A 23,896-nucleotide genomic window follows, 5' to 3' on the forward strand; every position below is an offset into this window, starting at 1 on the left:
ACGCCTGCATGGGCAGTCCCTTATCCCCTACAAAAACACCTCCGCCACGTGACCTTGGGTCACGCCGTCGCGACCGCCCCCACGATCGAAAAGACCATCGGGAAGACCATGTCGAGCTCAGCGACCCTCGAAGACATCCAGACCACGGCCATCAACACCATCCGCACGCTGTCGATGGACGGCGTTCAGAAGGCGAACAGCGGCCACCCCGGCACGCCGATGGCGCTGGCGCCGGTCACTTACAAGCTGTGGGCCGACGTTCTGAACTACGATCCCTCCGAGCCGCTGTGGCCGGGCCGCGACCGCTACGTGCTTTCGTGCGGCCACGCCTCGATGCTGATCTACTCGATGATCCACCTGGCGGGGGTCAAGACCGCGGACGAGAACGGCAACGGGACCGACGAGCCGGCGCTGACGCTGGAGGACCTCAAGCAATTCCGCCAGTTCGAGAGCCGCACCCCGGGCCACCCCGAGGTGAAGCACACCTACGGCGTGGAAACGACCACCGGCCCGCTGGGCCAGGGTTGTGGCAACAGCGTCGGCATGGCGGCCGCCAGCCTCTGGCTCGGCGCCAACTACAACAAGCCGGGCTACGAGCTGTTCGACTACAACGTGTACGTGCAGTGCAGCGACGGCGACCTGATGGAGGGCGTTTGCTGCGAGGCCGCCTCGATCGCCGGCCACATGAAGTTGTCGAACCTGTGCTGGGTTTACGACGACAACAACATCACGATCGAGGGCGACACCGATCTGGCCTTCACCGAGAACGTGGCCGAGCGGTTCCGCGGCCTCGGCTGGGCCGTTCAGCAGGTGGACGACGCGAACGACCTGGGCGCTATGGCCAAGGCGCTCGACGCCTTCCAGGCCGAGGACGCGAAGCCGACCATCATCATCCTCAAGAGCGTCATCGGCTACGGCTCGCCCAACAAGGCGAACACGCACGGCGCCCACGGCGCCCCGCTCGGCGAGGAAGAGATCAAGCTCACGAAGGAGGCCTACGGCTGGCCCGCGGACGAGAAGTTCCTTGTGCCCGAAGGCGTTTGCGAGCACTTCCAAGAGACGCTCGGCGCCCGCGGCAAGCAGGCCCGCGAGGATTGGAACGAGCTGTTCGCCGCCTACAAGAAGGAGTTCGCCAGCGAGGCGGCCGAGCTGGAGCAGATCTTCGCCTGCCAGCTGCCCGCGGGCTGGGACGCCGAGATCCCCACGTTCGACGCCGACCCGAAGGGCCTCGCCACCCGCAAGTCTTCCGGCATGGCGCTCAACGGCGCCGCGAAGAACCTGCCCTGGCTGATCGGCGGCTCGGCCGACCTGGCGCCCTCGACCCTCACGCTGCTCGACAACGAGGGCGATTTCCAATCGGACAACCACGCCGGCCGCAACTTCCACTTCGGCATCCGTGAGCACGGCATGGCGTCGATGGCCAACGGCATGGCGCTCTGCGGCGTGCGGCCTTATGTCGCCACGTTCTTCGTCTTCAGCGATTACCTGCGACCGGCGATGCGACTCAGCGCGATCATGAAGGTCCCGGTGATCTACGTCTTCACGCACGACTCGATCGGCGTGGGCGAGGACGGCCCGACCCACCAGCCGGTGGAGCAACTCGCCGCCGCGCGGGCGATCCCTTGGCTCACCGTCTTCCGCCCGGGCGACGCGAACGAGACCGCCGAGGCGTGGCGCGCCGCGATCGCCAACACCTGCGGGCCGACGGTCCTGGTGCTCACCCGTCAGAACCTGCCGACCTTGTGCCGCGACAAATACGCGCCGGCCGAGAACGTGGCGAAGGGCGCCTACGTCATGGCCGACGCCGACGGATCCCCGGACGTGATCCTCATGGCGTCGGGCAGCGAGCTGTCGATCGCCACCGAGGCGTACGAGAAGCTCGCCTCGGATGGCGTGAAGGCGCGGCTCGTGAGCGTGCCCTCGATGGAGCGGTTCGGCGAGCAGGACCAAGCCTACAAAGACAGCGTGCTGCCGCCGGGCGTCACTAAGCGTGTCGCCGTCGAAGCCGGGATCCAGCAGCCTTGGGACCGCTACCTCGGTCTCGATGGCGTGTTCATCGGCATGGACGGCTACGGCTCGTCGGCCCCGTACCAACAGGTGTACGAGGACCGTGGCATCACGCCCACAGCCGTTTACGACGCCGCCAAGAAGCTGCTCGGCTGATCCCCGCACCGCAGAGCCACGCACCCCATGCCAGCCGCCTCGCGGAGCACGCTCGGGCTTGCGCTCGCTTTTGCGGGCCTGGTGGGGTTGTTTAGCGCAGCGAGCGCCCACGCCCAAGAGCCGCCCGCCGGTGCTCGGCAGGACAGTGCTGAGCACGAGTGGTCCCAGGCCTTGCCCGAGGGATGGCTGGTCGCGGTTAGCACAACCGATTCAACCCTGCTCGACGACCGCCTCGCCGACCTCGGCAAGCGGGCGGGCTCATGGTCGGTCCGGCCCGGGGCGATGCTCCGAATGGCGCTCGGCGCAAATGGGAACGGCGATTCGCCGCTCGCGAGCGACACGATGGTCTTCGGCGCCGCTAAGACCAATCCCGAAGGCCCCACCCAACCTTTCGCCCTGCTGCCGATTGCCGATCTCGACCGCTTCGCGGCTGCGGTGAACGGCGACAACACGGGCGATCGGGTCTTCTTCGAGACGATGGGCATGGAGTTTGTCGCCGCGCCGCTAGGCCCGTGTCTGCGGGTCGCTCCGGTCGACTTCGCCGCGGTGGCGGGCGCCGCGCCGTCAAGCACCTTACCCACACCGCTCGAGTCGCCCAGCAACCTGCAGGCGTACTGCTCCGCCGAGGGGCTGCGTGAGCTGGCCCGGCTCTCGACCGAGGCCGCCCGCCGGCTGCCGCCACGGCTGGCGATCTTCGACCGCAGCCGCGGACCGCTCAAGCGGATCAACGCGGTGCTCTCGCTCAACGCCAAGGTGATCGGCCACGCAGTCGAGTTGCTCGAGGGTGTGAGCGTGGGCGTCGCACTCGACGACCAGCTGGGCGCTCGTTTCGAGGTCGCCTTGGCCGCGAAAGGCCTGCCGAGCCGCCCCCCGGTGATGAGCCGCCGCGCTCCCGCCCGCTTGCCGCTCGGCGACGACAACACGATCCTGCGAGCGACCTACGCCGGCCCCGCGACGCCATTGGCGGCGGAGTTGGTCGAGGCGTGCTTCGTGGGGCGGCCCGATTTTATTGAGGCGCAAGCCTACGAGCAGCCAGAACTCGAGCAGTTCCTCGAAGCCGCCCGGGGTCTCGTCGCCGCGGTCGACGGGGCCGAGTTGCGTGTCGTCGACCCCGAGCCGGGCGAGCCGATCGCGGCGAACCAGTTCGCCTTGGTCCGCACGTCCGAGGATCGCGACCTGCGGGCGGCGGCCGCCGCGTTGGGGATCCGCTGGAACACGCTGGTCGAGGCGTCCGAGGCGGGCTTCAAGCTCACCGTCAAGCAGTCCCCCTTGGCCGACCAAAACGACGGCCGGCGGCTTGAGGGCCTCGAATTCTCGACCGATGTCGCCGCCGCAGCGGGAGTGACCGACCTGCCGGAAGTCAACGAGCTGATGGCCCGTTTCTACGGCAACGAGGGCAAGCACACCACGCGTTGCGTGCGGCTCGACACGCCGGAAAACGCACAGGCGGCGTGGCTCGTGGGCGATGAACCGCGGGAGCGATTGGTCAGCCGCATCGACGAAGCAACCCGAGCGACCGCCCGCCCCGCGTCTGACGAGCCGTCTTATCCAGAGGACGGCGCCACCGTCGCGGGCTCCTATCGCCTCGACCTGCACCTGAATTGGCTCGGCAGGCTCGAGTCGCTGCAGAACGACGGGGTGATCGGCCGGCGGCCGATCGCCGAAGTGGCGCCGATGCCTGCGGTCGACTTCGCGGTCTACGAAGCGCCAACGAAACAGCCCGACGCCGCGCGGCTGCGGGTCGATGCCCGGGTTCCGGGCGAGACGCTCGTGGGCGTTCTCAAACGAGCGGTCGAAGCCGACTGAGTGTTGTTCGCCGAGTGGGCGCTGGGTGCATGAGGCCGTTTCTTGCGGCCTACACTTTTGGCCGGGTAATCTCCCGACTATCGCCCGCTAGCAAGGCCGTCAGCTACTTCGACCGTGCGGCCTGCTGCGGCTCAGCCACTCCCGGTCAGACCGCGGCCATCGCGGCGAGTTCCTCGCCGCCGATCCAGACGCTCTCGACCGGTTGCTCATCGGCGAGCACGCGTGCGAGCAGTTCGCCGGGCCGACTATCGGCCGTGGCGGCGCCCGGCAGGGAGACCGTCACGAAGTCGGCCCAGGCGCCGGGCCGGATCGCTCCGACGTCGGTCACGCCGAGCGCCTCGGCGCCGGCGAGGGTGCCCATCCGCAAGATCTGCTCGGGATCAACCTCCGGGTACCGGCCCGCCACTTCGCGCATCTCGCTCAGCAGGCAGAGGTCGGGGTTCGAGGCCCGGCTGTCGGTGCCCAGGCAAACCGGCACGCCCAGCTCGAGCGCCTCGACGAGCGGGTAACGCTTGTGCTTGAAGAAGGCGTGGGTCCGTGGGCAGAAGACCAGCGACATGGCGCCGGCGTGGCGGCCCATCATCGCCAGCGAGGCGTGGTCGAGGTAGTTCCCGTGCACCACGAGCGCCCGCGGCGCCTTGGTCAGCATCCGCAGGTAGTCCATCGGGCTCGACCCGCGGCCGATGACCCACGGGTCCCACATGCCGCGTTCTTCGAGGATCTGCTGGAACGGGCCCTTGCCCTCGGTGAGCAGCTGCAGCTCTTCGGGCGACTCGGCCAGGTGGATCGCCACCGGCAGGTCGCGGGCCGCGGCCACGGCCACGAGCTCGCGGATCAGCTGCGGCGAAGCCGTGTAAGGGGCGTGCGGGCTGACGCCGAGGAAGAATTTGTCGTCTTGCGAGGCGTGGCCGTTCGTGTGACCATTCGAGCCGTTGAGCAAACCGGCGCCGTGGCCATTGGACCCGTTGGAGCCGGCGCCATTCAGGTAGCCGTTCGAGTGGCCGTTGGCGCGTCCGTTGGGCAGCAGGCTGCCGAGCTCGTCGAGTCGGTTCTCCGCAGCCACCAACGCCGAGCTGGAGCGGGCCTGCGAGAAGCCGATCGACTCCTGCATCAGCACCAGCCGTGGGCTCGGGGAGTCGGTCTTGTAAGAGTCGGTCTCGGTGCGGCAGATCTCGCCGAGCGTGGTGACGCCGCTCTGAAGGCTCTGCTCGAGGCCCGAGGCGATCGCCTTGCCCACCGTTTTGGCCGTGGGGCGTTTCTCGATGACCTGGCGGACCCACTTGGGGAGCGTGGCGCCGCGACGGCCCAGAGGCCGTTTGAGGGCGCTGAACTCGAGGTGGCAGTGTGAGTTAACGAACCCCGGGAGCAGGGCCACATCGCCCAGGTCGCGCACCTCGACGCCCGCGGGGGCCTGTCGCCCAACGCGGGTCACTCGTCCACGGTCGACCACGACAATGGCGTCCTCGACCGGGGGCGCGGCCACGGGGAACACAACCCGTGCACGTAAAGCCAGCTGTGACATCGGTTTCCTAAGAGCAATCACGTGTGGTGCCGGCGGAGTCCGCCTGACGGAGCGATCACCACGGCCACTCCTTCCCGAGGGTCCCGAGGAACCCTGCGGCGAAGTCGGGCCGACGATCGCGCTGCCAGGCGCTCCGACGGGAACGTGCGATTGGCCCGCCAACACGGACGCGGGGCCCTGAGGGACGGCGGGCCGCGTCGAAACCGATAAAATTGGCGGTTTCTAGCGGCTCAAGCCGTGCAGGGCTCGCGGCGCGGGGCCGAATCGCTCGGGTGGCGTCCGATCCGAGACAAGACGAACAGAGCCGCCACCGAACCCAGAATAACAATTAGGGGCCCGTAGCCTAGTTGCTCGCCCTCGAATTCACGGAAAACCAATCCGCGGGCCCCCCACTGATCCGCCAAATCCCGCATAGGGACCCAATATTGCACGGAAAGAAGCTGCAAGGCGTTGTACGCCCCGTGAAACGCCATGCAGGGCCACAGACTGCCCGTCTTAACAGCTAGAACGCCAATTACCACGCCAACAGCCGCTGCGGAGATCGACTGCTGTAGGAGCGTGTGTGTGGCTCCAAAAGCGATTGCCGTGAGCACCACCGCTTCGGGGGAGGTAGCGGCCTTCCGCAGACCGCTGAGCACAAATCCTCGGAATGCTAACTCCTCGCAAATGGCTGGCAGCACGGCGATCATCAGAACCCCTATCCAGGGGTAGGGTGCGTCGCCCAGCAATCGAGCAAACTCCATCGCCTGAGCCTGGACACCTTCGCTCATCGGGTAGAGCTGGGCGATCCAGAGCGACAGCTGCCGGCCCAACGGGTGGAACACCAGGGCGAGCAAAACGGCTAGGCCGATCTGCCGCCACGAGGGGGCCTTCTGCAGCAAAAAGGTTTTCCGCGGGCTGTGGGTCAGCAGATAAGCCAGCAGCAAGGTGGGCGCTAAGATGCACCCCAGCTGGCTGATGAGCAGCACCGTCGCCAGGTAGCCGAAGCCGGGCGCCTCGGGCGGGCTGGCCGCCAGCAGCATCTGCACGAAGAACTGCACGATCAAGATCGACGCAACGCAAACCACCGCCGCGGCTGGGGTGGGCGTGTCGTCGCGGCGCCGGACCAAGCCAACGAGCCAAGCCCGCAAGTCGAACCGCTCGCTCTCACGGAACAGCACGCTCTCCTGGTTGAACTGGGCGACCGCCCACCGCACGGCTGCGAAGCAGCAGAGCAGCGTCACCCCCACAACCGGCGCGGTGTAAGTCAACGCGAACGCATACTGCCCCTCGATCAGCGCCCGCATCAGCAGCACCAGGCCCATCACCGGGGCGAGACTCGTGCCGAGGTTGAGCTCGATGCCCGGCATCGTGGGGAAGACGAGCAGCGGCATCAGGCCCATGAATAGCGGCATGAAGTAATACTGCCCCTCCTTGGTGCTGCGGGCGAACGACGCACAAGCCAGGCTCAGCGCCCCGAACAACGCCGAGACCGGCAGCATCGCCAGCAGCAACCAAAGCAGCGACCAGGGCGAGGGCAGAGCCAAGTCGCCCAGCCCGCCGGCGCCCGCCGCGCCCAACAAACGCGGTATCACAAACCGACCGGTCGCCCCCATGCAAATCAGGTTGAGCATCGCGGTGAGGATGCTGAACGTCATCACGGTGAGCAGCTTGCCGAACACGATGTCGGTCCTGCCCGCCGGGCTGGCGAGCAGCGTCTCGAGCGTGCCGCGTTCTTTCTCGCCGGCGCAGAGGTCGACCGCCGGGTAAAATGCCCCCGTGAGCGCCCATAGGAAGACGATAAACGGCAGCAGCTTGGACCACACCACCGCTTGACGGCCTTGGACGCTGGCGATGTCGATCGGGTCGACCTCGAACGGGCGAGTGGCGGCGATCGGCACGCGGCTGACGGCCAGGTTCTGCTGCACGATCCGCTGCTGCCAGCGATCGAGCACCCGACGGACACGCAACTGCGCGACCTGCGAAGCCTCGCGCGCGGTGCTGTAGATGACCATCGGCTTGGGGGCTGCCGCCACTACCGCCAGGGGCGACTCCCCCTCGTTGAGCGCGCCCATTCGGTCGCGCAGCGCCTGCAACCGCGCGGCGAAGTCTTCGGGGAAGTAGAGCACGACGTCGACTTCGCCCGAGGCGACCCGCGCCCGCGCCACGGTCAGCGTGTTCGGCCCCGTCTGCTCGGCGCGGGAGACGCTGAGCAGATCGCTCTCGAGCGGAGAATCGAAGAACTCGGCCGAGAAACGCTCGCCCTCGACCAGCGGCGACACCCCCGTGAGCGAGTCGAGTTGCTCGGCTCCCACGAGCCAAGCCTTCGCCTTGGTCTGCCGCATGAATTGCGACAGCTGCAAGAACGACATGCCTAGCAGTGGGTAAAGCAGAAGCGGCAGCACCACCACCATGAAAAGGGTGCGGCGGTCGCGCACCTGGTCGCGCATCTCGCGGAACCAGATCAGTTGGGTGTTGCGCCAGTTCATCCGATGCCGTTTGCCATTGCTAGATGCCAGTGCCGGGGGTCAGTCGTTTGGGTCAGCGACCGGGGGGCCATCCTCGGCCCCGCCGCGAACGAGGCGGAAGAACAGCTCTTCCAAGTCGCTCTCGCCATGGCGCTCGCGGAGCTCTTCGAGCGTTCCGGACTCCACGATCCGGCCGCGGTCCATCACGGCGATGCGGTCGCAGATGCGCTCGACCTCGCTCATGATGTGGGTGGAGAACACCACGCACTTGTCCAAGTCGCGTAGCTTCGCCACCTCGTCGAGCGACGCCCGGGCGGCGAACGCGTCGAGGCCGTTCGTCGCTTCGTCGAACACGATCACCGGCGGGTCGTGGACCAACGCGCGAGCGATCGAGGTCTTCTGCTTCATGCCGGTCGACATCTTCGAGCCGAGCATGTCGCGCAGGTTCTGCATCTGCAAGCGTTCGAAGAGCGACTCCATGCGGTCGTGCAGCAAGTCGTCGTCCAAGCCATGGAGGCGGCCGAAGTACTCGACGAACTCCCAGGCGGTCATGCGGTCGTAGATCGCCGTGTTGGCCGAGATGAACCCCACCTGACGGCGCACGAGCTCGGGCTGAGCGGCGCAATCGAAGCCGTTGATCATCGCCACGCCGGAGCTCGGCTTGAGCAGCGTGGTGAGGATCCTCAGGGCGGTGGTCTTGCCGGCCCCATTGGGCCCCAGCAGGCCGAAGACCTCGCCGGAGTGCGCCTCGAACGACAGCCGGTCGACCGCGACGAACGGCTCGCCCTGAGCCTCGTCGTAACACTTGGTCAGTTCCTGCGCGCTCACCATGACCCGCGGCGGGCCGGCCATCGAGCTGCGGTCGGCCGCTTCGGCTTCGGGGGGCGGGTTGGTCACGATCGGCCGCCTCCTGTGCGGCCGCTCTCGGTGTCGTATCGGGGGGGAGCTGCTAGAGGACTCGCAAAGTGCTCGTGCTAAAGGGGGGATGCTGCAAGTCTGCCCCGGCGCCGCGGCTCGCTGGGTCGGGCGACCCTTAGTTCACTACCGGTAGCTTCGGCAGCCGGCCCGCCGTGTCGTTTGCTGGGGGCTCAAACTCACGGTCGACCAACTCGTAGAAGACGTTCCGCTGGCGCGGCTCGTAACCGATTTCCCGGATGCTCGCCCGGATGTCGTCGAGTGTGAGGAAATGGACCGTGCCCGCTTCGGCTACCACGTTCTCTTCGATCATCAAGCTGCCCATGTCGTTGGCGCCGTAAAGCAGCGCCATTTGCCCCACCTGCAATCCTTGCGTGACCCAACTCGACTGCAAGTTCGTCACGTTGTCGAGGAACAACCGGGCCACGGCGTTGGTGCGCAGGTATTCGTGCGCCCCGGCCCGCGGCAGGTGAGAAATCTGCGTGTTGTCCGGCTGAAAGGTCCAGCAGATGAACGCCGTGAAGCCGCCGGTCTCGTCTTGCAGTTGGCGGACGCGGTCGAGGTGCTCTATGCGCTCCTCCAGGGTCTCGACGTGGCCGAACATCATGGTTGCCGAGCCGCGGCCCCCGAGCTCGTGCCACACGCGGCAGACGTTCAGCCAGTCGTCCGACAAGACCTTGCCGCGGGTGATCTCCTTGCGGACGCGGTCAACGAGGATCTCGGCGCCGCCGCCCGGCAGGCTGCCGAGGCCGGCCGCTCGGAGGCGCTCCAGCACGGTCTTGAGCGGCAGCTTGTTCAGCTTCGTGAAGTGGTGGATCTCGGGAGGGCTGAAACCGTGGATGTTGACCTGCGGGTAGCGCGACTTGATCGCCGAGAGCATCTCCTCGTACCAATCGAGTTTGAACTCGGGGTGCAGGCCGCCCTGCAGCAAGATCTGCTCGCCGCCGAGCGCGACGGTCTCGTCGATCTTCTCGAGAATCTCCTCCAAGGGGAGCACGTAGCCCTCGTCCGACTTCGGGCCGCGGTAGAACGCGCAGAAGTCGCACACCGCCGTGCAGACGTTCGTGTAGTTGATGTTGCGGTCGATGTTGTAGGTGCGGTACGGCTCGGGGTGGAGCCGCCGCGTGACCTCGTCGGCCGCCCGGCCGAGCGAGGTCAAACTCGCATCGCGTAGCAACCGCAACGCCTCGGCGGGTGTGAGACGCTCGCCGGCGACCGATTTTTCGAGCAGCTCACTGACGGGGATGGGAGCGATCATGCGTTAGGAAAATCTAGGGCGATTGATTGGAAGGAGCCGGCCCAGCGACTGGCGGGGCGAGCGTGCGGCCCGGGCGTGGGGCGTGTCGTTATCCATCGACAGCGGCGCCGTTGGGCGCCAACAATCCCTGTTTTTCGCATTCCGTGCGGAAACGTGCCAGCCCTTGCCGCTCTTGCGGGCCAAGGCGGAACTTGAGGTTCTGGCTGAGATACTCGACCGACTCCTCGACCGTGAGCCCCAGAGCGGGCGCCTCGCGTTGGGCGATCGCCTCAACGCTGTCCAAGCCGCGGTCGCGGCAGCGCTCAAGTTCCTTCACCAGAGAGCCGTCAGGGAGTGGAGTCCTAACGCACCAGCAAGCGAACACGAACGGCAGCCCCGTCTCGGCGAGCCACTCGGCGCCGAGGTCCCAAACGGTGTGAAAGGGCGCCTCGTCCTGGAGCATCGCGCGGTCGCCGATCAGCAGCACCGCGTCGGCGTCGGCGTCGGCAAGACCCGACCCGAGCGGCAACGAGGTCCGCTCCGGCTCAACGCCCAAACGCCGGCCGAGCAGCACGCGGCTCAGCGCTGCGCTGGTCCGCGAGCCCTCGTCCAGCGCGAGGCGGCGGACACGGGCCGGCTCGGTTCGGAAATAGAGCTTCACGCTCCGTACCGGGCCGCGGCTCGCCACACAGGCGTCGGAAACAATCTTGTGCCCCGGCTGACGCAGCGCCTCGAAGACCGGCACGAGCGCCACGTCCAAACGGCCGGCGGCCAACGCGTCGGCCAAACGGCTCGGCAGGTCGAACGACAGGCGCGTGCCTTCCGCCACACGCGAGCCGTCGAAACCTTCGACCAGCGGCTTCGAGTTCAGGTAGTTGACCGCCCCCACACGCAACGGCGTGAGGGCCGTCTCGGCGGGGAACTGCTGCGGGTTATGGGGGGCGTCGGTGCTCATCTGTCTGCTGGGTATTGTTGCGTACGTGGGCCAGCCTGGCGAGCGCCGGCCCTAGGTGACGACCCGTTGCCCCTTAGAAAAAATCGAGATCGCGGAACGCCCGCACGCCGCGTCGCAGGGGCAATAGCGTCGTCACCATGCCAACGATGATCGCCAAGAGCGCCGCCCCCACCACCCAGTACGGCAGGTGCTCTGCTTGCACAAAACCGAGCGAGAAGGCGCCGCGCTCGACAATCAGGTAGATGTGACACGGCAGGGCGGCGAGCACGATCGTCACGATGATGTAAAGCGCGCTGAGCACGAGGTTGAGCGTCCCTCCAAAGCCGGCGGCGATCTTCGAGGGCGACGGCTCGTGGAAGTTGGGCATCATCGCCCCGAGCCCCACCGCGAGCGCCGCGAGCCCGAAGCAGAGCAGCACCGTGGTGAACTGGTGGGCCGCGATGATCAACCCATCGACCCGCAACATCGCGTCGCTCACCAAGATCAGCAGCCCGCACGGGGCCCACGAGCCGAACGAGGCGAACACGAACTTGCTCCACACGATCGTCTCGCGGCGGATCGGCATCAGTCCCAAGACCCAGAACCGGCGTCCCTCGAGACTGACCATCGGGTAGATGAAACGCGTGGTGAACGTCGACAGAATGAGCCCCACGACCGCCAGGTTCAGGAAGCTCACCATGTTGACCCAGGTGATGTAGCTGACGTCGTTCTTCGGGTTGTTGAAGCGGTCGAGGTTCAGGAAATAGAGCCCCAACAGGCCGAAGAAAATGAGGAACTGCGACCACTGCACCGGGTCGCGACGCAGCAGGCGCCAGTCCTTGATCAAGATCAGCCGCATCTGCTTGGGCAATGGCGCGAGGGCGTGGTCGGCCAGGCGGTCGACCCAGGCGATCGCCGCGCGACGGGGCCAGCGCGGCCGGCATTCGAGCTGGCTGAAGGCCTTGCGGTACCACCACTTGCCCGCCTGCCACACCGCCAAACGGAGCAGCAACGCGTTGGTTACGAGCACCGACAGGTAGAGCAGGCTGCGGATGATCGGCGTCTCGGTGAACTCGGTCGCCACGCCCGTCATCGGTCGCACCGCCTCGAGCAGGCCGTGGCTCAGCCAGGAACTCGGCAGCCACTCTTCCTGGGTGATGCTGAAGCGGCGCACGGTCTCGTTGAACCACTCGCTCCCAAAGAGCCGCTCCTGAGGCCCGCTCACGGTGAGCCACACCGCCCTGCCAGCAAACGCCACCGACACCAATGCAACGACCGCCGCCACGGCCTGCCGCATCGCCGGCATCATGTACACCAAGAACAAACATATGAGCGCTCCCACGCCGCACGGGATGTACACGAACGACAGCACGAGCGGCATGATCAACGCATAGTATTGCCAGCCCGCCCCGCTCACCAAGCCGTAGGCGATCGTCATGGGGCTCGCCAGCAGGAAGAACCCCCAGCTGCTAAAAAGCACCGCCTCTTCGAACTTGTGCAGCACGATCCGCTCGGCCCGCGCCGGGGTGGTGAGCAGAAAACGCGCCTCGCGTGAGCTGAACAAACCGCTGTAAAGGATGATGCCGGAGGAGAACACCAGCATCACGTTGAGCGACGCAAAGAACAGGTCGAAGATGAACTGAACGGTTTGCGAGTGGTAAGACGCACCGGGGGCGCCGACGTGCTGCGAGATGAAGCTGAACCCCCAGTGGAACAGCAGGAACAATCCGCCCCAGAAAAACGCGCTGAGCCCCGCGACCAGCAGCGTCCGCAACCGGGCGTGCGCCATCAATTCCCGAAGGTTGGCCGCGATGATCTGCTTGCGCAGCCGGCTGAAGAGGCGCGCCTCGGTGTCCTCGCTCGGCGCCGCGGGGGCCACGCCCTCGGGGGTTGTCGTGCTCACGGGGCGGCCGCCTCGGCGTCGGTCTCTGTCGGCTGCGACTCGGCCTCGGGGCGGTGGGCGCCGACCATGTCCAGGTACAGCCGCTCCAGCGACCCGTCGGCGTCGCCCCCCGCCTGACGCATCTCGTCGAGCGTTCCCAGGAACAGCAGCTCGCCGCGGTTCATCACCCCGATGCGATCGGCGATCTCCTCGGCGGCCGTGAGGGTGTGGGTCGACATGAACACGGTCGCCCCGCCTCGCGCCTGCTCGCGCATCAAGTCTTTCACCAAGCGGATGCTGTGCGGGTCGAGGCCGACCATCGGCTCGTCGACGATCAGCACCCGCGGCGTGTGGATCAAAGCCGAGGCGAAAACCGTGCGTTGCTTCATGCCGTGCGAGTAACTCTCGCACAGGTCGTCGACAAAGGGCTCTAGACCGAACCGCTCGACCTCGCGGCCGATCGCCGCCGCCGCCTCGTGCGGCGCCAGGCCGTGCATCTCGGCGACGAACGTCAGGAACTCGCGGCCCGAGAGTTTGTCGTACAGATACGGTTCGTCGGGGACGTAGCCGATGAGCTGGGCCGCCCGCCGCGGGTCTTGGGCGACATCGAACCCTTCGACGAGCACCCGGCCGGCGCCGGCCCGTAGCAAGCCGACGAGCATCTTGATCGAGGTGGTCTTGCCTGCGCCGTTGTGGCCGAGTAGCGTGAACAGCTCGCCGCTCTCGATGCGGAGCGATAGCGATCGGACGGCCTGTTTTGAGCCGTAATTCCTGCTGACCGCTTCGAACTCAATCATGCCTAAGCGCCGGGGCTGCCGGGGGACCTGCTCCTGGGAAGACTGGCGACGCCAAGCCCTGAATCCAGTCGCTTCAGTTTACGCCCGACGGATGGGCAGCGGGAGAGTCGGCCTCAGTGCCGATCGGACGGAACCCCGCGCCGCCGCCGGCCTCCCACGTCGGTACAGAAGCAGTGCTCTCTTCGGCGGGACGCTCGGCCTGGTCGACTACCGCGTAGCGGGCCAGTTCGAGCAGGTCGTGGGCGATCTGGTTCGAGCTCCGCTCGTCCATCCGCTCGAACATCAGCTTGGTGCTGACAAAGTAGGCGTGCTGTCTGAGGATCCGTCCATCGTCCGACACCCAGAGTTCCGCGCGGAGGCGGTTGTCGCTCGACACGCCCGCCGTTGGCGACGCGCGGTATTCGATTCGTCGGGCGTTAACCAAATCGCCGTGGTGGGTGATTCGCACCTGCTCCATCACCTCGGCCTCGATCATCTCGACGGGAGAACGCGGCGTGCCAAACGGGTTGTAGACCTCGCGCACCCACTTGCGCCCCACCGAGGCGTGGAGCAGCTTCGTGTCGGGTATCAGCTCTGTGGAGAGCACGCCATCTTCCGGCCAAGCAAACTCCATCTCCTTGGTGAACCCGCTGACGCGTGCTTTGACGACGAAAGTGCCTTTGTTCACGCGGCCGCTGAGCGTGACATGGTCGGGGATGTCGTTCACCTCAATCTTGGCGTTGAACGACGAGAGCTTGCCAATCGAGTCGAGCATCGCCCGCGTCCGCATGGTGAGCGACACGCCTCCCAGGCTCTGCACGAGCCCCGCCATCCAGGGAGGGGCGACTTGCGCAACCGGGATGTCCCGCAGACGCACGAGGCTGTGCACTTCCTTGGCGCCCAAGACGCCATCGACAGTCTGAGAGACGGCTTCGCCGCACTTTTTGCCGCCGAATTCAATCTCCCACGCCACTGGGCGGCTATCGTGCATGGCCAGCGTGGCGGGCGGCTCGCCGCGGTACATCTGCGGCAAGATCTTGGCGAACAGAAGCCAAGACATGCTGGCGGCCCAGGTCGTTAAGACCGCCGCGGTGAACAAACGATTTCCCATGGCTGGCTTCCGGGCCCCCTTAGGCGAGTCACGTCATAGACGGCTCGGCCAGACCCGGCGACGCGACGAACCGGCTTGCTGGACCAAGACGGCTACGGCACCTCGTAAGGGATCTCGCTCTGCGCCCTCCCCTTCATGTAGCTCTTCCGTAAGTCTAGCGATGCCATAGACCGCGTGCGAGCGGAACCCATAGGTTTGCGGTCAACAAGAACTTCTCAACCGCTTTTGGAGAGCCTGATTCCGGCGGTTCCAGGCAGCGATACATGTTTTCAGGTCTGTTCTAAGCAGGAACGCCCCCGTCGCGAATTAACCCATTCAGGCCATGCGCGGAGGGGTTTGCGTAAAATCGGACAATTTATCCCCACCGAGTTATAGTACTTTAACATCAAATCGCACTGGTGTTATCGCTACCTTCGCGGGAACCAATATTGCTTCCCGGCCGTCTTCGGGTAGCTTGGTTCTGGCTTACCGGGCTTTAGCTGCGGAACAGTTAACAGGCCCCACGTGTCACAGGAGGTGTTGTCATGCCACGAGCGGTGTATTTCCTTAAGGAATGCCCTACATGCGGACGCAGTCTGCAGGTGCGCGTTGAGTACCTCGGCAAAAAGGTTGCCTGCCAACATTGCAGCGCGACTTTCCGAGCGAACGAAGACGCGAACGACAAAATAGAAACCAACGACGACGCACTGCTTCGTCGCGCCGAGGAGCTCATTCGCACCGCTGAAGAGAGCGGTATTGGGCTGGGCGCTTGCTAACCTTCTGAAGAACGGCCTCACCCAGGCGTCGGCTCGCAGAGGCACCACTCTTTAGCGGGCCGACAAGTAAGTAGCACGCGAGAGGTTCAATCCATTACGGTGTTCGAACCTCTAAAACGGCGGCCAGCCGAACTAATCAGCTAGCCGCCGTTTTTTTATTTGCCGCCGCAAGCGGTGGCGAGGTCTTCGAAGTAGCCCGGGTAGGTTTTGGCCGTGCAGCCCGGGTTGGCGACCCGCACGCCGGGGACCCGCAGCCCGACCAACGCCAAGCTCATCGCCATGCGGTGGTCGTCGTAGGTCTCGATCTCGGCGCCGTGCAACTCTCGCGGCGTGATCTTCAAGCCATCGTCGAACTCGTCGACCTTGGCTCCCAGCTTGCGCAGCTCGGTCGCCAGGTCACCAATGCGATCGGTTTCTTTGTGGCGGTTGTGGGCGACGCCGCGGATCTCCGTGGGCCCCTGGGCGAAGAGCGCCACCGCGGCGAGCGTTTGCACGGTGTCGCTGATGGCGTTCATGTCGAGCTTGGCGCCGCGTAGCTCGCCGCCGCTGACTATCGTGGCCCCAGGATGGTAAGCGACGTCGCAGCCCATTTTTTGCAGGCACTCGACGAAGGCGACGTCGCCTTGCAACGAGTCACGTGTGAGCCCTTCGACAGCCACCTCGCCGCCGGTGATCGCCGCCAACGCCCAGAAGTAGCTGGCGGCCGAGGCGTCTGGTTCGATGTCGTACATAGCCGCCCGGTAAGACACCGCCGCTGGCGCCAAGAACGTTTGCGACTCCTCCGCCACCTCGACTTCCACGCCGAAGGCGCTCATCACGGCCGTTGTCATCGCTACGTAAGGCTTGGAGACGAGCTCGCCCTCGACGGCGAGCGTGGTCTCCGCAGCGGCACAAGGAGCGGCCATCAGCAACCCGCTGAGAAACTGGCTCGAGATGTCGCCCCGCACCGCGGCCTTGCCGCCCGGCAGCCCCTTGGCCTTCACCCAGACCGGCGGGCAACCGTTGTTTTGCTCGCAGCTGACATCGGCGCCGAGTGCGTTGAGCGCGTCGACCAAGTCTTGGATCGGTCGTTCCTGCATCCGCTGCGTGCCGTCGAGCCGGTATTCACCCCGTCCGAGCGTGAGCATCGCGGTAAGAAACCGCACCGTCGTGCCGCTGTTGCCGATGTAGAGGTCGGTCTCGAGCGCCGGCACGGCGCCCGCACAGCCGTTGACCACCAGTTCGGTCCCGCCGCGTCGCTCGGAGACGCCAACGCCGATCGCGTTGAGCGAGTCGATCATCACCCGGGTGTCGTCGCTCACCAGAGCGCCGCTGAGGGTCGATACGCCGTCGGCGAGAGCCGCGCAGACGAGGGCCCGGTTGGTGATGCTTTTCGACCCCGGCGGCCGAACGCGGGCCTTCACGGGGCCTTCGACGGGCTGGATCTCGATCGCTTCAGTCATGCCATCTGGCGCCAGAAACCGGCGGCCGGGGTGCGGGGAAACGTCACAAGGGGGAGGGCCACCATCGCGGACCGAGCGCCCGCTGGCAAGCCGACATCGACCGCAGTGAGCGATTAACGGGCCGATTCAAGCGCCGATTCGGCGGCGGCGGCCGGCGGCTTCTCGGCCGCCTTTTTGGGTGTGAGCACCAGCCGCACCGGCGTGCCGAGCGGCGGGATCTTCTCCGTGGCGGCCTCGAACAGCAGGCCTTCGTTCGCCTGGGTGCTTTCGACCGGCACGTCAAGCATCGCGGTGCCGAAATTCGACACACAGATCATATCGCCCGACTCGGCCAGGTAGTGCTGCTTGCCGGTATCCTCGTCGGTCCAAAAGCCGCTACCAGCGAAAACGAACGGCAGCTTCATCGGCTGGCGGTCTTTGACGCCGCGAACCCACTGCTGGGCGGTGGTTCGCTCGATCTCTCCGTTGGGGCCGCGCCACTCGACACGAACGAGAATCTCGTCGCCCTTGGGGGGGACGTACTTGGGCTGAAAACGGACCGGCGAGCCCGGCTCGGCGCCGACAGCCAGCAGCGCGGTGTGGATCAGGAACGCGGGCGAATTGACGGCGACGACCGACTCGTGCTCCTTCGATTCCCGTGGGCAAGCGAACATCTCGAGGAATCCCTCCCGCAGGCAGACCACGCCGCCGACATAGACCGTCGACCTCGCGGCGTCGACCCAAACCTCGTCGTTGGGGGCCAATCGGCGGGCGCCGGGCGGCGGGTCGAGCGGCTTGAAGACGGCGGGCTCCGACGCCGAGGGAGCTGGCTCGGGGAGCGAACCTGGCAGCGGGCTCACCAACGGCCCCTCTGCTTCAGATGCGGTTTGGGCCCCGGCGACGCCGCTCGCCGCGATAAGCGATAAAACGAAGGCCGCTCTGCCGAAAGCGTAAAGCAGAAACCTCTTCTCGCATCTAGGACATGCGCCGCCCACGGGATAGACTGTCGCGATCAAGGCCGGCCTCTTGGAAGGTTGAGTCGTTCGAAGCGATCAGGGCGGGTTAAGTGCGTGGCAATGGTGGCGGATCGCCCCGTCCGTCGGCATTGCTCGGCCCTGGACTTGTAATCTAGCGTCTCGGCCCGCAGGGGGTCTACGGCGCACGCACCGCCGGTCGACAGCATCAGTAGTTTCACTTTGCGGAGCCGAGAAGGATCGCGATGGCAACGGTAGATACGCACCCGCAAGACAGCCTCACCAAGCCCGCCAGCGCCAGCGAGGGGCTCCGCTCCTTGCCGGCGGCCGAATTGTGGTCGCCCGCCGCTCAGGCCGACGCCCGTGAGGGAGCGGCTTGGTTGGGGTACCTGGCCCAACGCAATCCCACGCACCCGGGATGCGGCTGGCTCGCCCCCGCTGCGGCGGCCGACGCGATCGCAGCGCTCGCCTGGGGCGCCTCGCCCGACACGGCCGAGTGGCTCGCGCAGCTAGGCTCGGCACTCGCCGCCAACAAAACCCCGCGTCGGCTCGAAGCGTGCCTGCTGGAGGAACTCAGCAGCCCCGTTTCCGATAGCCCCGCTCCAGACAGCCTGACGGTCGACTTCGCCCTGCGTTCGGTCGCTTGGGCCGCGGCTTTGCCGGCGCTCGCCTCGCGAGTCGACGCCGACGCGTGGTGGTCGCTGTGCGATCGGCTGATGGCGATCGTCGGCCAGGCCGAGCAAATATCTCCTGGCGAAGACCCGGAGCCAAGCGAGGCGATCGCCCAACAACTGCTGGCCGGAGAACTGCCGCTCACGCTCGCGGCGCAGCTGCCCGAACTCCGTCCGCTCAAGCGGCTCCGTCCGCTGGCCAAAACCAACCTTTCGGAAGGCCTCACTGGCCTGACCGACGGCGAGGGGCTGCTTCAGGGGGGATTCCTCGAGCACACGCCGCTGCTGCTGGGTTGCTGGACCCGATGCGGCCTGATAGGCGAGTCCGCGGACAAGCGAGCTTGGTCGTCGGGCGCCGACACGCAGTACGGCTGGCTCGTGCGGCAAACGCTGCGGCTGGTGGGCGGCAAGGGCCGCTTCCCGTTTGCCGACGCCCCCGTGAAAGGAACGCTGGCGCTCTTCGATGCCGCGCTCGACTTGGCGGGCGACGAGTCGGACCTCGCCGCCGCCCAGCGGCGGCTCCCGAAAGTGCAGCAAGCCGCCAAACGCAAGCTGAGCGCCAGCCTGCTGCCCGAGCCGTCGAACCACTCCGAGTGGGCCCACGTGGCGGTGCTCGCCGCCGGCTGGGACGCCGCGGCGCCACGGCTGACGGTCGACTACGCCCAGAACGTCCGGATGGAGTTCGTCTGCGAGGGTAAGCGGCTGCTGAGCGGCGAGTGGCCGCTCGCCGCCTCGCTCGAAGGCCAGCCGGTCGAACCCGACGGCGACTGGGCCGAGCAGTGCTGGTTCAGCGACGAGGACTGCGACTACCTCGAGCTGACGCTCGATCTGGTGGGGGGAGGCAAGATCGAACGGCAGTTCTTCTTGTCGCGTGAGGACGGCGTCGCCTACCTGTCCGAGATCTTGATGACCGAAGGCGAGGGCGCCAAGGCGATGCGGATCGAGAACCGTTTGCCGCTCGGCCCCGGTGTCGCTTTCAGCGCAGAAGAAGAGACCCGCGACGGCTGGCTCACGGTCAAGGGCAAGCCGGCCGCCGGCGTGCTGCCGCTCGCCCTGCCCGAGTGGCGCGCCGACCCGCGCTGCGGCGAGCTCAATCAGCAAGACGAGCGACTCGTCGGCGTGATCGAGCGGATCGGACGCAACCTCGTCAACCCGCTCTGGATCGACCTCTCGCCCAAGCGGTTCAAGAAGCAGCGCACCTGGCGCCAGCTCACCGTGGCGCAGTCGCTCGAAAGGGTAGACCACGACACGGCGGTCGCTTTCCGCGCCCAGGCCGGCAAGGAGCAGTGGGTCGTCTACCGCTCGCTCGACCCGCCCGCCAACCGCACGTTCATTGGTCACAACCTCGCGAGCGAAGGCCTCATCGGAAAGTTCCTCGCTTCGGGCGAGATCGATGAGTACTTCGAGATCGACGGGGACGAAGACTAACTCCCAAGCCTCTGGGGGGAGGGCCAGAGCGGGGGCGCGCCGGGTACTCGCTTCCCGCTCCCACCCCCACTCTTCCTAAGTGAATGGCTCCCCCAAGGGGGGAGGGGACAATCGCGCACATGCCTCCGCTCGCCGACACCGTCCGACGCAATCTCGAGAGCGTTGAGTCCCGTATCGCCGGCGCCGCGACCAAGGCGGGGCGCGACCCTAGCGACATCACGCTCGTCGGCGTGGCCAAGTACGTCGACGCCGCGGCGACCGCCGCGCTCGTCGAGGCGGGCTGCTCCGTCATCGGCGAGAGCCGGCCGCAACAGCTCTGGTCCAAGGCCGAGGCGCCCGAGTTGGCCGGCAAGCCGATCGAGTGGCGATTGATCGGGCACCTGCAGCGCAACAAAATCGACCGCACGCTGCCGATCGCTCGCGAGATCCAAAGCGTCGACAGCGAGCGGCTGCTCCGCGCGATCGACGCCTCGGCCGCCAAGCAGGGGCTCACCGCCCGGGTGCTGCTCGAGGCCAACTGCTCAGGCGACGCCGAAAAGCATGGGTTTTCCAGCGAGGAGCTCAAGCGGCTGCTGCCGGAACTGCCGATGCTCAAGAGCGTCGAAGTCTGCGGGCTGATGACCATGGCCGCCCGCGAGGGGGGCCCCACGGTCGCCCGCCAAAACTTCGCCGCTCTCAGGGAACTGCGCGACACGCTGCGAGCCGAGGCGCCGCCTGGACTCACGCTCGACGAGCTGTCGATGGGCATGTCGGGCGACTTCGAAGAGGCGATCCTCGAGGGCGCCACGAGCGTCCGCGTCGGCTCGGCCCTCTGGTCTAGAATCGAATAGAACCACGAAGGAACGACGGAACGACGGAACGAAGAAAGCCGACCACGAATACGCGCAAGTACGCGCGAATTGAAGCGAATCGAGGAAAGAAAGATCCCCGCTTATTCGCGCGTATTCGTGGGCTGTCTCCCCGTCCTTTGTGCTCTTCACGCCTTCGTGGTTCAATAGCTTCTTACTCCCTTCTTAGTTCCGTCGTTCCTTCGTGGTTCAATTCCCTTGGTAGAGATCAAACGCAACCCGACCCGCCCGGTCCGCATCGGTTCGATCACCGCGGGCGACGGCGCCCCGATCGCCGTGCAGAGCATGACGGCGACCAAGACCCAGGACATCGACGCCACGGTTGCGCTCGTCCACCTCATGCAGGAGGCCGGGGCCGACGTGGTGCGGATCGCGGTCGACTCAAAGGCCGACGCCGCCGCGCTCGCCGAAGTGCGTAAGCAGACCTCAGCCAACTTGTCGGTCGACCTGCAAGAGAACTACCGACTCGCCGAGCTGGTGGCGCCGCACGTCGACAAGGTGCGATACAACCCGGGGCACCTTTACCATCACGAGCGTGACAAGCCGTGGCGAGAGAAGGTCGCCTACCTGGTGGGCGTGGCCCGGGACAACGACTGCGCACTAAGGGTGGGAGTGAATTGTGGCAGCGTCGACCCCGCGCAAAAAGAAAAGCACGACCCGTCAGACAGCGTCTCGCCGATGCTCGAATCGGCGCTCGAGCACTGTGCGTACTTGGACGAGTTGGGGTTCGCCCGCTTCGTCGTGTCGCTGAAGGACTCCGACCCGAAGCTCGTGGTGGAAGTGAACCAGCGATTCGCCGCGGCGCGGCCCGACGTGCCGCTGCACCTGGGCGTCACCGAGGCGGGCATGCCGCCCGACGGGGTGATCAAGACCCGCATCGCGTTCGAGCAGCTCATCGGCCGCGGCATCGGCGACACGGTGCGAGTGTCGCTCACCGTGCCGAACGACCGCAAGGGCGAGGAGATCGCCGCCGGCCGGTCGATCATCGCCGACGTGCAGGCGGGCCGCGTCCGCTCGGTCGTCGACTACGGCCTGCCGACGCTCAACCTGATCAGCTGCCCGAGTTGCAGCCGGGTGGAGAACGAGGCGTTCGTCGATCTGGCCGAGAAGGTCAAGGAAATGACTCACTACGCCAAGGACCACGCCGTGACGATCGCCGTGATGGGCTGCCGCGTGAACGGCCCCGGCGAAACCGACGACGCCGACCTCGGCCTGTGGTGCGGCCCGAACTACGTGAACCTCAAACGCGGCCCCGAGCCGCTGGGACAGTTCGGCTACGATGAGATCCTGCCACGCCTGAAGACGGAACTTGACGCGGTGATCGCGGCGAAGGCGTAGCTAAATATTCTGTCCCCCAGCCACGGCATCGTCTGATATACCTATGTCACCTAGCCTGCGGAGGTCACATGGCATTTAAGCGATGTTTCTTGCTCTTGATTATTGCAACGAGCTCAATCCGCGGCGACGCAGCTCGTGCCAACAACAATTTCTTTCTTCCTGGTGACGCCTATTTCCCTACTTCGCTCACTTCCGAAGGTCTCGAAGAACTCGAAACAGCAAAGGAAGGCCTTCATGTCTTCGAGTACTCGTCATTTGGTGAATACGAAGGGACGTTTTGTGGGTTTGCGGGCTACAAGAACGCGGTCATCCCTGTCGTAGACAAGGACTTCACCGCCAATCTTCGTAAAGCATACTCAAGCATGCGTCAGTTCTCGCCGAAGGAGTTCCGCGAAGAGCAAGCGGATGGCAAGACCAAGCTCATCGAAACAAACGGCGTTCGTGTGCTGTTTTACCCAACTGACTTTGAGTTCCCAGGCCGTGAGCTCGGCCTGCGGTACAACGAAGATTGGGTGGATCAAGTCGTCCGATTCGGGCACAAACCTCATCATGCCCGCCTCTGCTGTCTCGTGAGTAATCAAGACGCCGTGATGGAATCGTGGCGCGACGCCAAGCTGGTTTCAGCTCTGCCCGTGGTAGAGCCTGAGCCACATGACCTGGAAAACGGACGTGTTGTTTCTCCCGTGCAGGTGCAGGGGGAAGTCAAGGCAATCGTGCTCTCGGATGGCATTCCATTTACAGAATATTATGAAGCCAACGATCGCTATGAGTCCAACAAGGGGTTTGGCGCCATGGCTTGGATCGTCGATCGATGGGGCGTTGTAGAGTACGAGATCTACGACGAAGAAGGTTGGCGTCGCAACGCGGAAGCAGTCACTTCGGATTGATTGGTATTGAGAAGTGCTCGCCTTCTACAAGCAACTAACCACCGCCCAGTTCGAGGCCGCGCTCGCGACGCTCGGCCACTGCATCGACCGTTGCCCCGAAGCGGCGTGGGACGCCCCGGTTGCCGAGCTGAAGTTCTGCCAGGTCGTGCACCACACGCTGTTCTTCACGGACCTTTATTTAGATCAGGGCGATGAGGCGTTCCGTGCGCAGCCGTTCCACGCCGAGCACGCGAGCTACTTCCGCGACTACGAAGAGTTGGAGCCTCAGCGGCAGACGCACCTGTACGACCGGTCCACGACCGTGGCCTATCTCCAGCACTGCCGAGAGAAGGCGATTGCCCAGATCGAAGCCGAGACCGAGGCGTCGCTCGCCGCTGGAGCGGCCAACCCGTGGATCAAGTTCACCCGGGCCGAGCTGCACCTCTACAACCTGCGGCACGTGCAGCACCACGCGGCGCAGCTCAGCCTGCGGCTGCGGCTCGACCACGGCGTCGACATCCCGTGGGTCGCCTCGGGCTGGCATGATTGCGACTGACGGCCTAGCCGTCGATCTGACCGCTGTCGTATGGCAGCCGAACGACCATGCCGCCCTGCCCCGCGTCACCCTTGGCGCCTGTCGGGCTGCCGGGCTGCGGGGCGATTCCGAGTCGCCTATTCCAAAATGGGCCTTGCGCCGGGCGTTTCGCCCGTCGTATAGGCTTTTGTGGCATTCTCGGCGCGGCAGTTGCTTTTTCGTGTCCCCTGCCCGGGCCTGTGTACGTAGAGCAGCTTAGGCCCCGTT

Annotated in this window: 18 protein-coding genes; 8 read left to right on the forward strand and 10 right to left on the reverse strand. The window is 65.9% G+C overall.

What is annotated here, in order from left to right; genetic code table 11:
- The first annotated feature begins 108 nt into the window (after window positions 1–108).
- Together tkt and Mal64_RS02045 are read left to right on the forward strand one after the other, a co-directional pair.
- Window positions 109–2,163, forward strand: coding sequence for a transketolase (gene tkt, locus Mal64_RS02040; RefSeq protein WP_146396305.1), 2,055 nt, complete (start codon window positions 109–111; stop codon window positions 2,161–2,163).
- A gap of 27 nt (window positions 2,164–2,190) precedes the next feature.
- Complete coding sequence (locus Mal64_RS02045) at window positions 2,191–3,969, forward strand: hypothetical protein (protein ID WP_146396308.1); 1,779 nt, start codon at window positions 2,191–2,193, stop codon at window positions 3,967–3,969.
- Window positions 3,970–4,114: 145 nt separating this feature from the next.
- Here the strand turns inward: Mal64_RS02045 and Mal64_RS02050 are convergent, their stop codons facing one another.
- From Mal64_RS02050 to Mal64_RS02085, 8 genes are all read right to left on the reverse strand, one after another.
- Window positions 4,115–5,461, reverse strand: a complete 1,347-nt coding sequence (locus Mal64_RS02050; RefSeq protein WP_197525348.1) for an amidohydrolase family protein — start codon at window positions 5,459–5,461, stop codon at window positions 4,115–4,117.
- A 260-nt stretch (window positions 5,462–5,721) separates the two neighbouring features.
- Window positions 5,722–7,959, reverse strand: a complete 2,238-nt coding sequence (locus Mal64_RS02055) for an ABC transporter permease subunit/CPBP intramembrane protease (protein WP_146396313.1) — start codon at window positions 7,957–7,959, stop codon at window positions 5,722–5,724.
- Between the two features lie 39 nt (window positions 7,960–7,998).
- On the reverse strand, window positions 7,999–8,769 hold the full coding sequence (locus Mal64_RS02060; RefSeq protein ID WP_146398691.1) for an ABC transporter ATP-binding protein: 771 nt from the start codon (window positions 8,767–8,769) through the stop codon (window positions 7,999–8,001).
- A 202-nt stretch (window positions 8,770–8,971) separates the two neighbouring features.
- Window positions 8,972–10,111, reverse strand: a complete 1,140-nt coding sequence (mqnC, locus tag Mal64_RS02065; RefSeq protein ID WP_146396315.1) for a cyclic dehypoxanthinyl futalosine synthase — start codon at window positions 10,109–10,111, stop codon at window positions 8,972–8,974.
- Between the two features lie 88 nt (window positions 10,112–10,199).
- Window positions 10,200–11,045: a menaquinone biosynthetic enzyme MqnA/MqnD family protein gene (locus tag Mal64_RS02070; protein ID WP_146396318.1), complete on the reverse strand. Its 846-nt coding sequence runs from the start codon at window positions 11,043–11,045 to the stop codon at window positions 10,200–10,202.
- Window positions 11,046–11,118: 73 nt separating this feature from the next.
- On the reverse strand, window positions 11,119–12,927 hold the full coding sequence (locus tag Mal64_RS02075; RefSeq protein WP_146396321.1) for a putative ABC transporter permease subunit: 1,809 nt from the start codon (window positions 12,925–12,927) through the stop codon (window positions 11,119–11,121).
- On the reverse strand, window positions 12,924–13,703 hold the full coding sequence (locus Mal64_RS02080) for an ABC transporter ATP-binding protein (RefSeq protein ID WP_146396324.1): 780 nt from the start codon (window positions 13,701–13,703) through the stop codon (window positions 12,924–12,926). The genes Mal64_RS02075 and Mal64_RS02080 overlap by 4 nt, the downstream gene beginning before the upstream one ends.
- Window positions 13,704–13,776: 73 nt before the next feature.
- Window positions 13,777–14,793, reverse strand: a complete 1,017-nt coding sequence (locus Mal64_RS02085) for a hypothetical protein (protein WP_146396327.1) — start codon at window positions 14,791–14,793, stop codon at window positions 13,777–13,779.
- A gap of 524 nt (window positions 14,794–15,317) precedes the next feature.
- On the opposite strand from Mal64_RS02085, the gene Mal64_RS19585 reads away from it, so the two are divergent.
- On the forward strand, window positions 15,318–15,548 hold the full coding sequence (locus Mal64_RS19585; protein WP_197525349.1) for a response regulator: 231 nt from the start codon (window positions 15,318–15,320) through the stop codon (window positions 15,546–15,548).
- A gap of 155 nt (window positions 15,549–15,703) precedes the next feature.
- Here the strand turns inward: Mal64_RS19585 and aroA are convergent, their stop codons facing one another.
- Complete coding sequence (gene aroA / locus Mal64_RS02090) at window positions 15,704–16,990, reverse strand: 3-phosphoshikimate 1-carboxyvinyltransferase (RefSeq protein WP_146396330.1); 1,287 nt, start codon at window positions 16,988–16,990, stop codon at window positions 15,704–15,706.
- A gap of 113 nt (window positions 16,991–17,103) precedes the next feature.
- A complete protein-coding gene (locus tag Mal64_RS02095) occupies window positions 17,104–17,829 on the reverse strand; it encodes a YdjY domain-containing protein (RefSeq protein WP_146396333.1) in 726 nt (241 codons plus the stop codon).
- A gap of 359 nt (window positions 17,830–18,188) precedes the next feature.
- On the opposite strand from Mal64_RS02095, the gene Mal64_RS02100 reads away from it, so the two are divergent.
- The 5 genes from Mal64_RS02100 to Mal64_RS02120 all read left to right on the forward strand — a co-directional run bounded on the left by Mal64_RS02100 (window position 18,189) and on the right by Mal64_RS02120 (window position 23,650).
- A complete protein-coding gene (locus Mal64_RS02100; RefSeq protein ID WP_146396336.1) occupies window positions 18,189–20,042 on the forward strand; it encodes a hypothetical protein in 1,854 nt (617 codons plus the stop codon).
- 119 nt (window positions 20,043–20,161) lie between these two features.
- On the forward strand, window positions 20,162–20,872 hold the full coding sequence (locus Mal64_RS02105) for a YggS family pyridoxal phosphate-dependent enzyme (RefSeq protein WP_146396340.1): 711 nt from the start codon (window positions 20,162–20,164) through the stop codon (window positions 20,870–20,872).
- A gap of 216 nt (window positions 20,873–21,088) precedes the next feature.
- Window positions 21,089–22,228, forward strand: coding sequence for a (E)-4-hydroxy-3-methylbut-2-enyl-diphosphate synthase (ispG, locus tag Mal64_RS02110; RefSeq protein ID WP_231993558.1), 1,140 nt, complete (start codon window positions 21,089–21,091; stop codon window positions 22,226–22,228).
- A gap of 68 nt (window positions 22,229–22,296) precedes the next feature.
- Complete coding sequence (locus Mal64_RS02115) at window positions 22,297–23,115, forward strand: hypothetical protein (protein WP_197525350.1); 819 nt, start codon at window positions 22,297–22,299, stop codon at window positions 23,113–23,115.
- 13 nt (window positions 23,116–23,128) lie between these two features.
- Window positions 23,129–23,650: a DinB family protein gene (locus Mal64_RS02120; RefSeq protein ID WP_146396349.1), complete on the forward strand. Its 522-nt coding sequence runs from the start codon at window positions 23,129–23,131 to the stop codon at window positions 23,648–23,650.
- The last annotated feature ends 246 nt before the right edge of the window (window positions 23,651–23,896 follow it).

Origin of the sequence: Pseudobythopirellula maris (assembly GCF_007859945.1) — a bacterium.
Lineage (GTDB): Bacteria > Planctomycetota > Planctomycetia > Pirellulales > Lacipirellulaceae > Pseudobythopirellula > Pseudobythopirellula maris.

Coding starts and splice junctions, on each gene's coding strand:
- Mal64_RS02085 (WP_146396327.1), bottom strand. CDS start 14,793: ATGGGAAATCGTTTGTTCACCGCGGCGGTCTTAACGACCTGGGCCGCC.
- Mal64_RS02055 (WP_146396313.1), bottom strand. CDS start 7,959: ATGAACTGGCGCAACACCCAACTGATCTGGTTCCGCGAGATGCGCGAC.
- aroA (WP_146396330.1), bottom strand. CDS start 16,990: ATGACTGAAGCGATCGAGATCCAGCCCGTCGAAGGCCCCGTGAAGGCC.
- Mal64_RS02100 (WP_146396336.1), top strand. CDS start 18,189: ATGGCAACGGTAGATACGCACCCGCAAGACAGCCTCACCAAGCCCGCC.
- Mal64_RS02080 (WP_146396324.1), bottom strand. CDS start 13,703: ATGATTGAGTTCGAAGCGGTCAGCAGGAATTACGGCTCAAAACAGGCC.
- Mal64_RS02115 (WP_197525350.1), top strand. CDS start 22,297: ATGGCATTTAAGCGATGTTTCTTGCTCTTGATTATTGCAACGAGCTCA.
- Mal64_RS02070 (WP_146396318.1), bottom strand. CDS start 11,045: ATGAGCACCGACGCCCCCCATAACCCGCAGCAGTTCCCCGCCGAGACG.
- tkt (WP_146396305.1), top strand. CDS start 109: ATGTCGAGCTCAGCGACCCTCGAAGACATCCAGACCACGGCCATCAAC.
- mqnC (WP_146396315.1), bottom strand. CDS start 10,111: ATGATCGCTCCCATCCCCGTCAGTGAGCTGCTCGAAAAATCGGTCGCC.
- Mal64_RS02105 (WP_146396340.1), top strand. CDS start 20,162: ATGCCTCCGCTCGCCGACACCGTCCGACGCAATCTCGAGAGCGTTGAG.
- Mal64_RS02060 (WP_146398691.1), bottom strand. CDS start 8,769: ATGGTGAGCGCGCAGGAACTGACCAAGTGTTACGACGAGGCTCAGGGC.
- Mal64_RS02045 (WP_146396308.1), top strand. CDS start 2,191: ATGCCAGCCGCCTCGCGGAGCACGCTCGGGCTTGCGCTCGCTTTTGCG.
- Mal64_RS19585 (WP_197525349.1), top strand. CDS start 15,318: ATGCCACGAGCGGTGTATTTCCTTAAGGAATGCCCTACATGCGGACGC.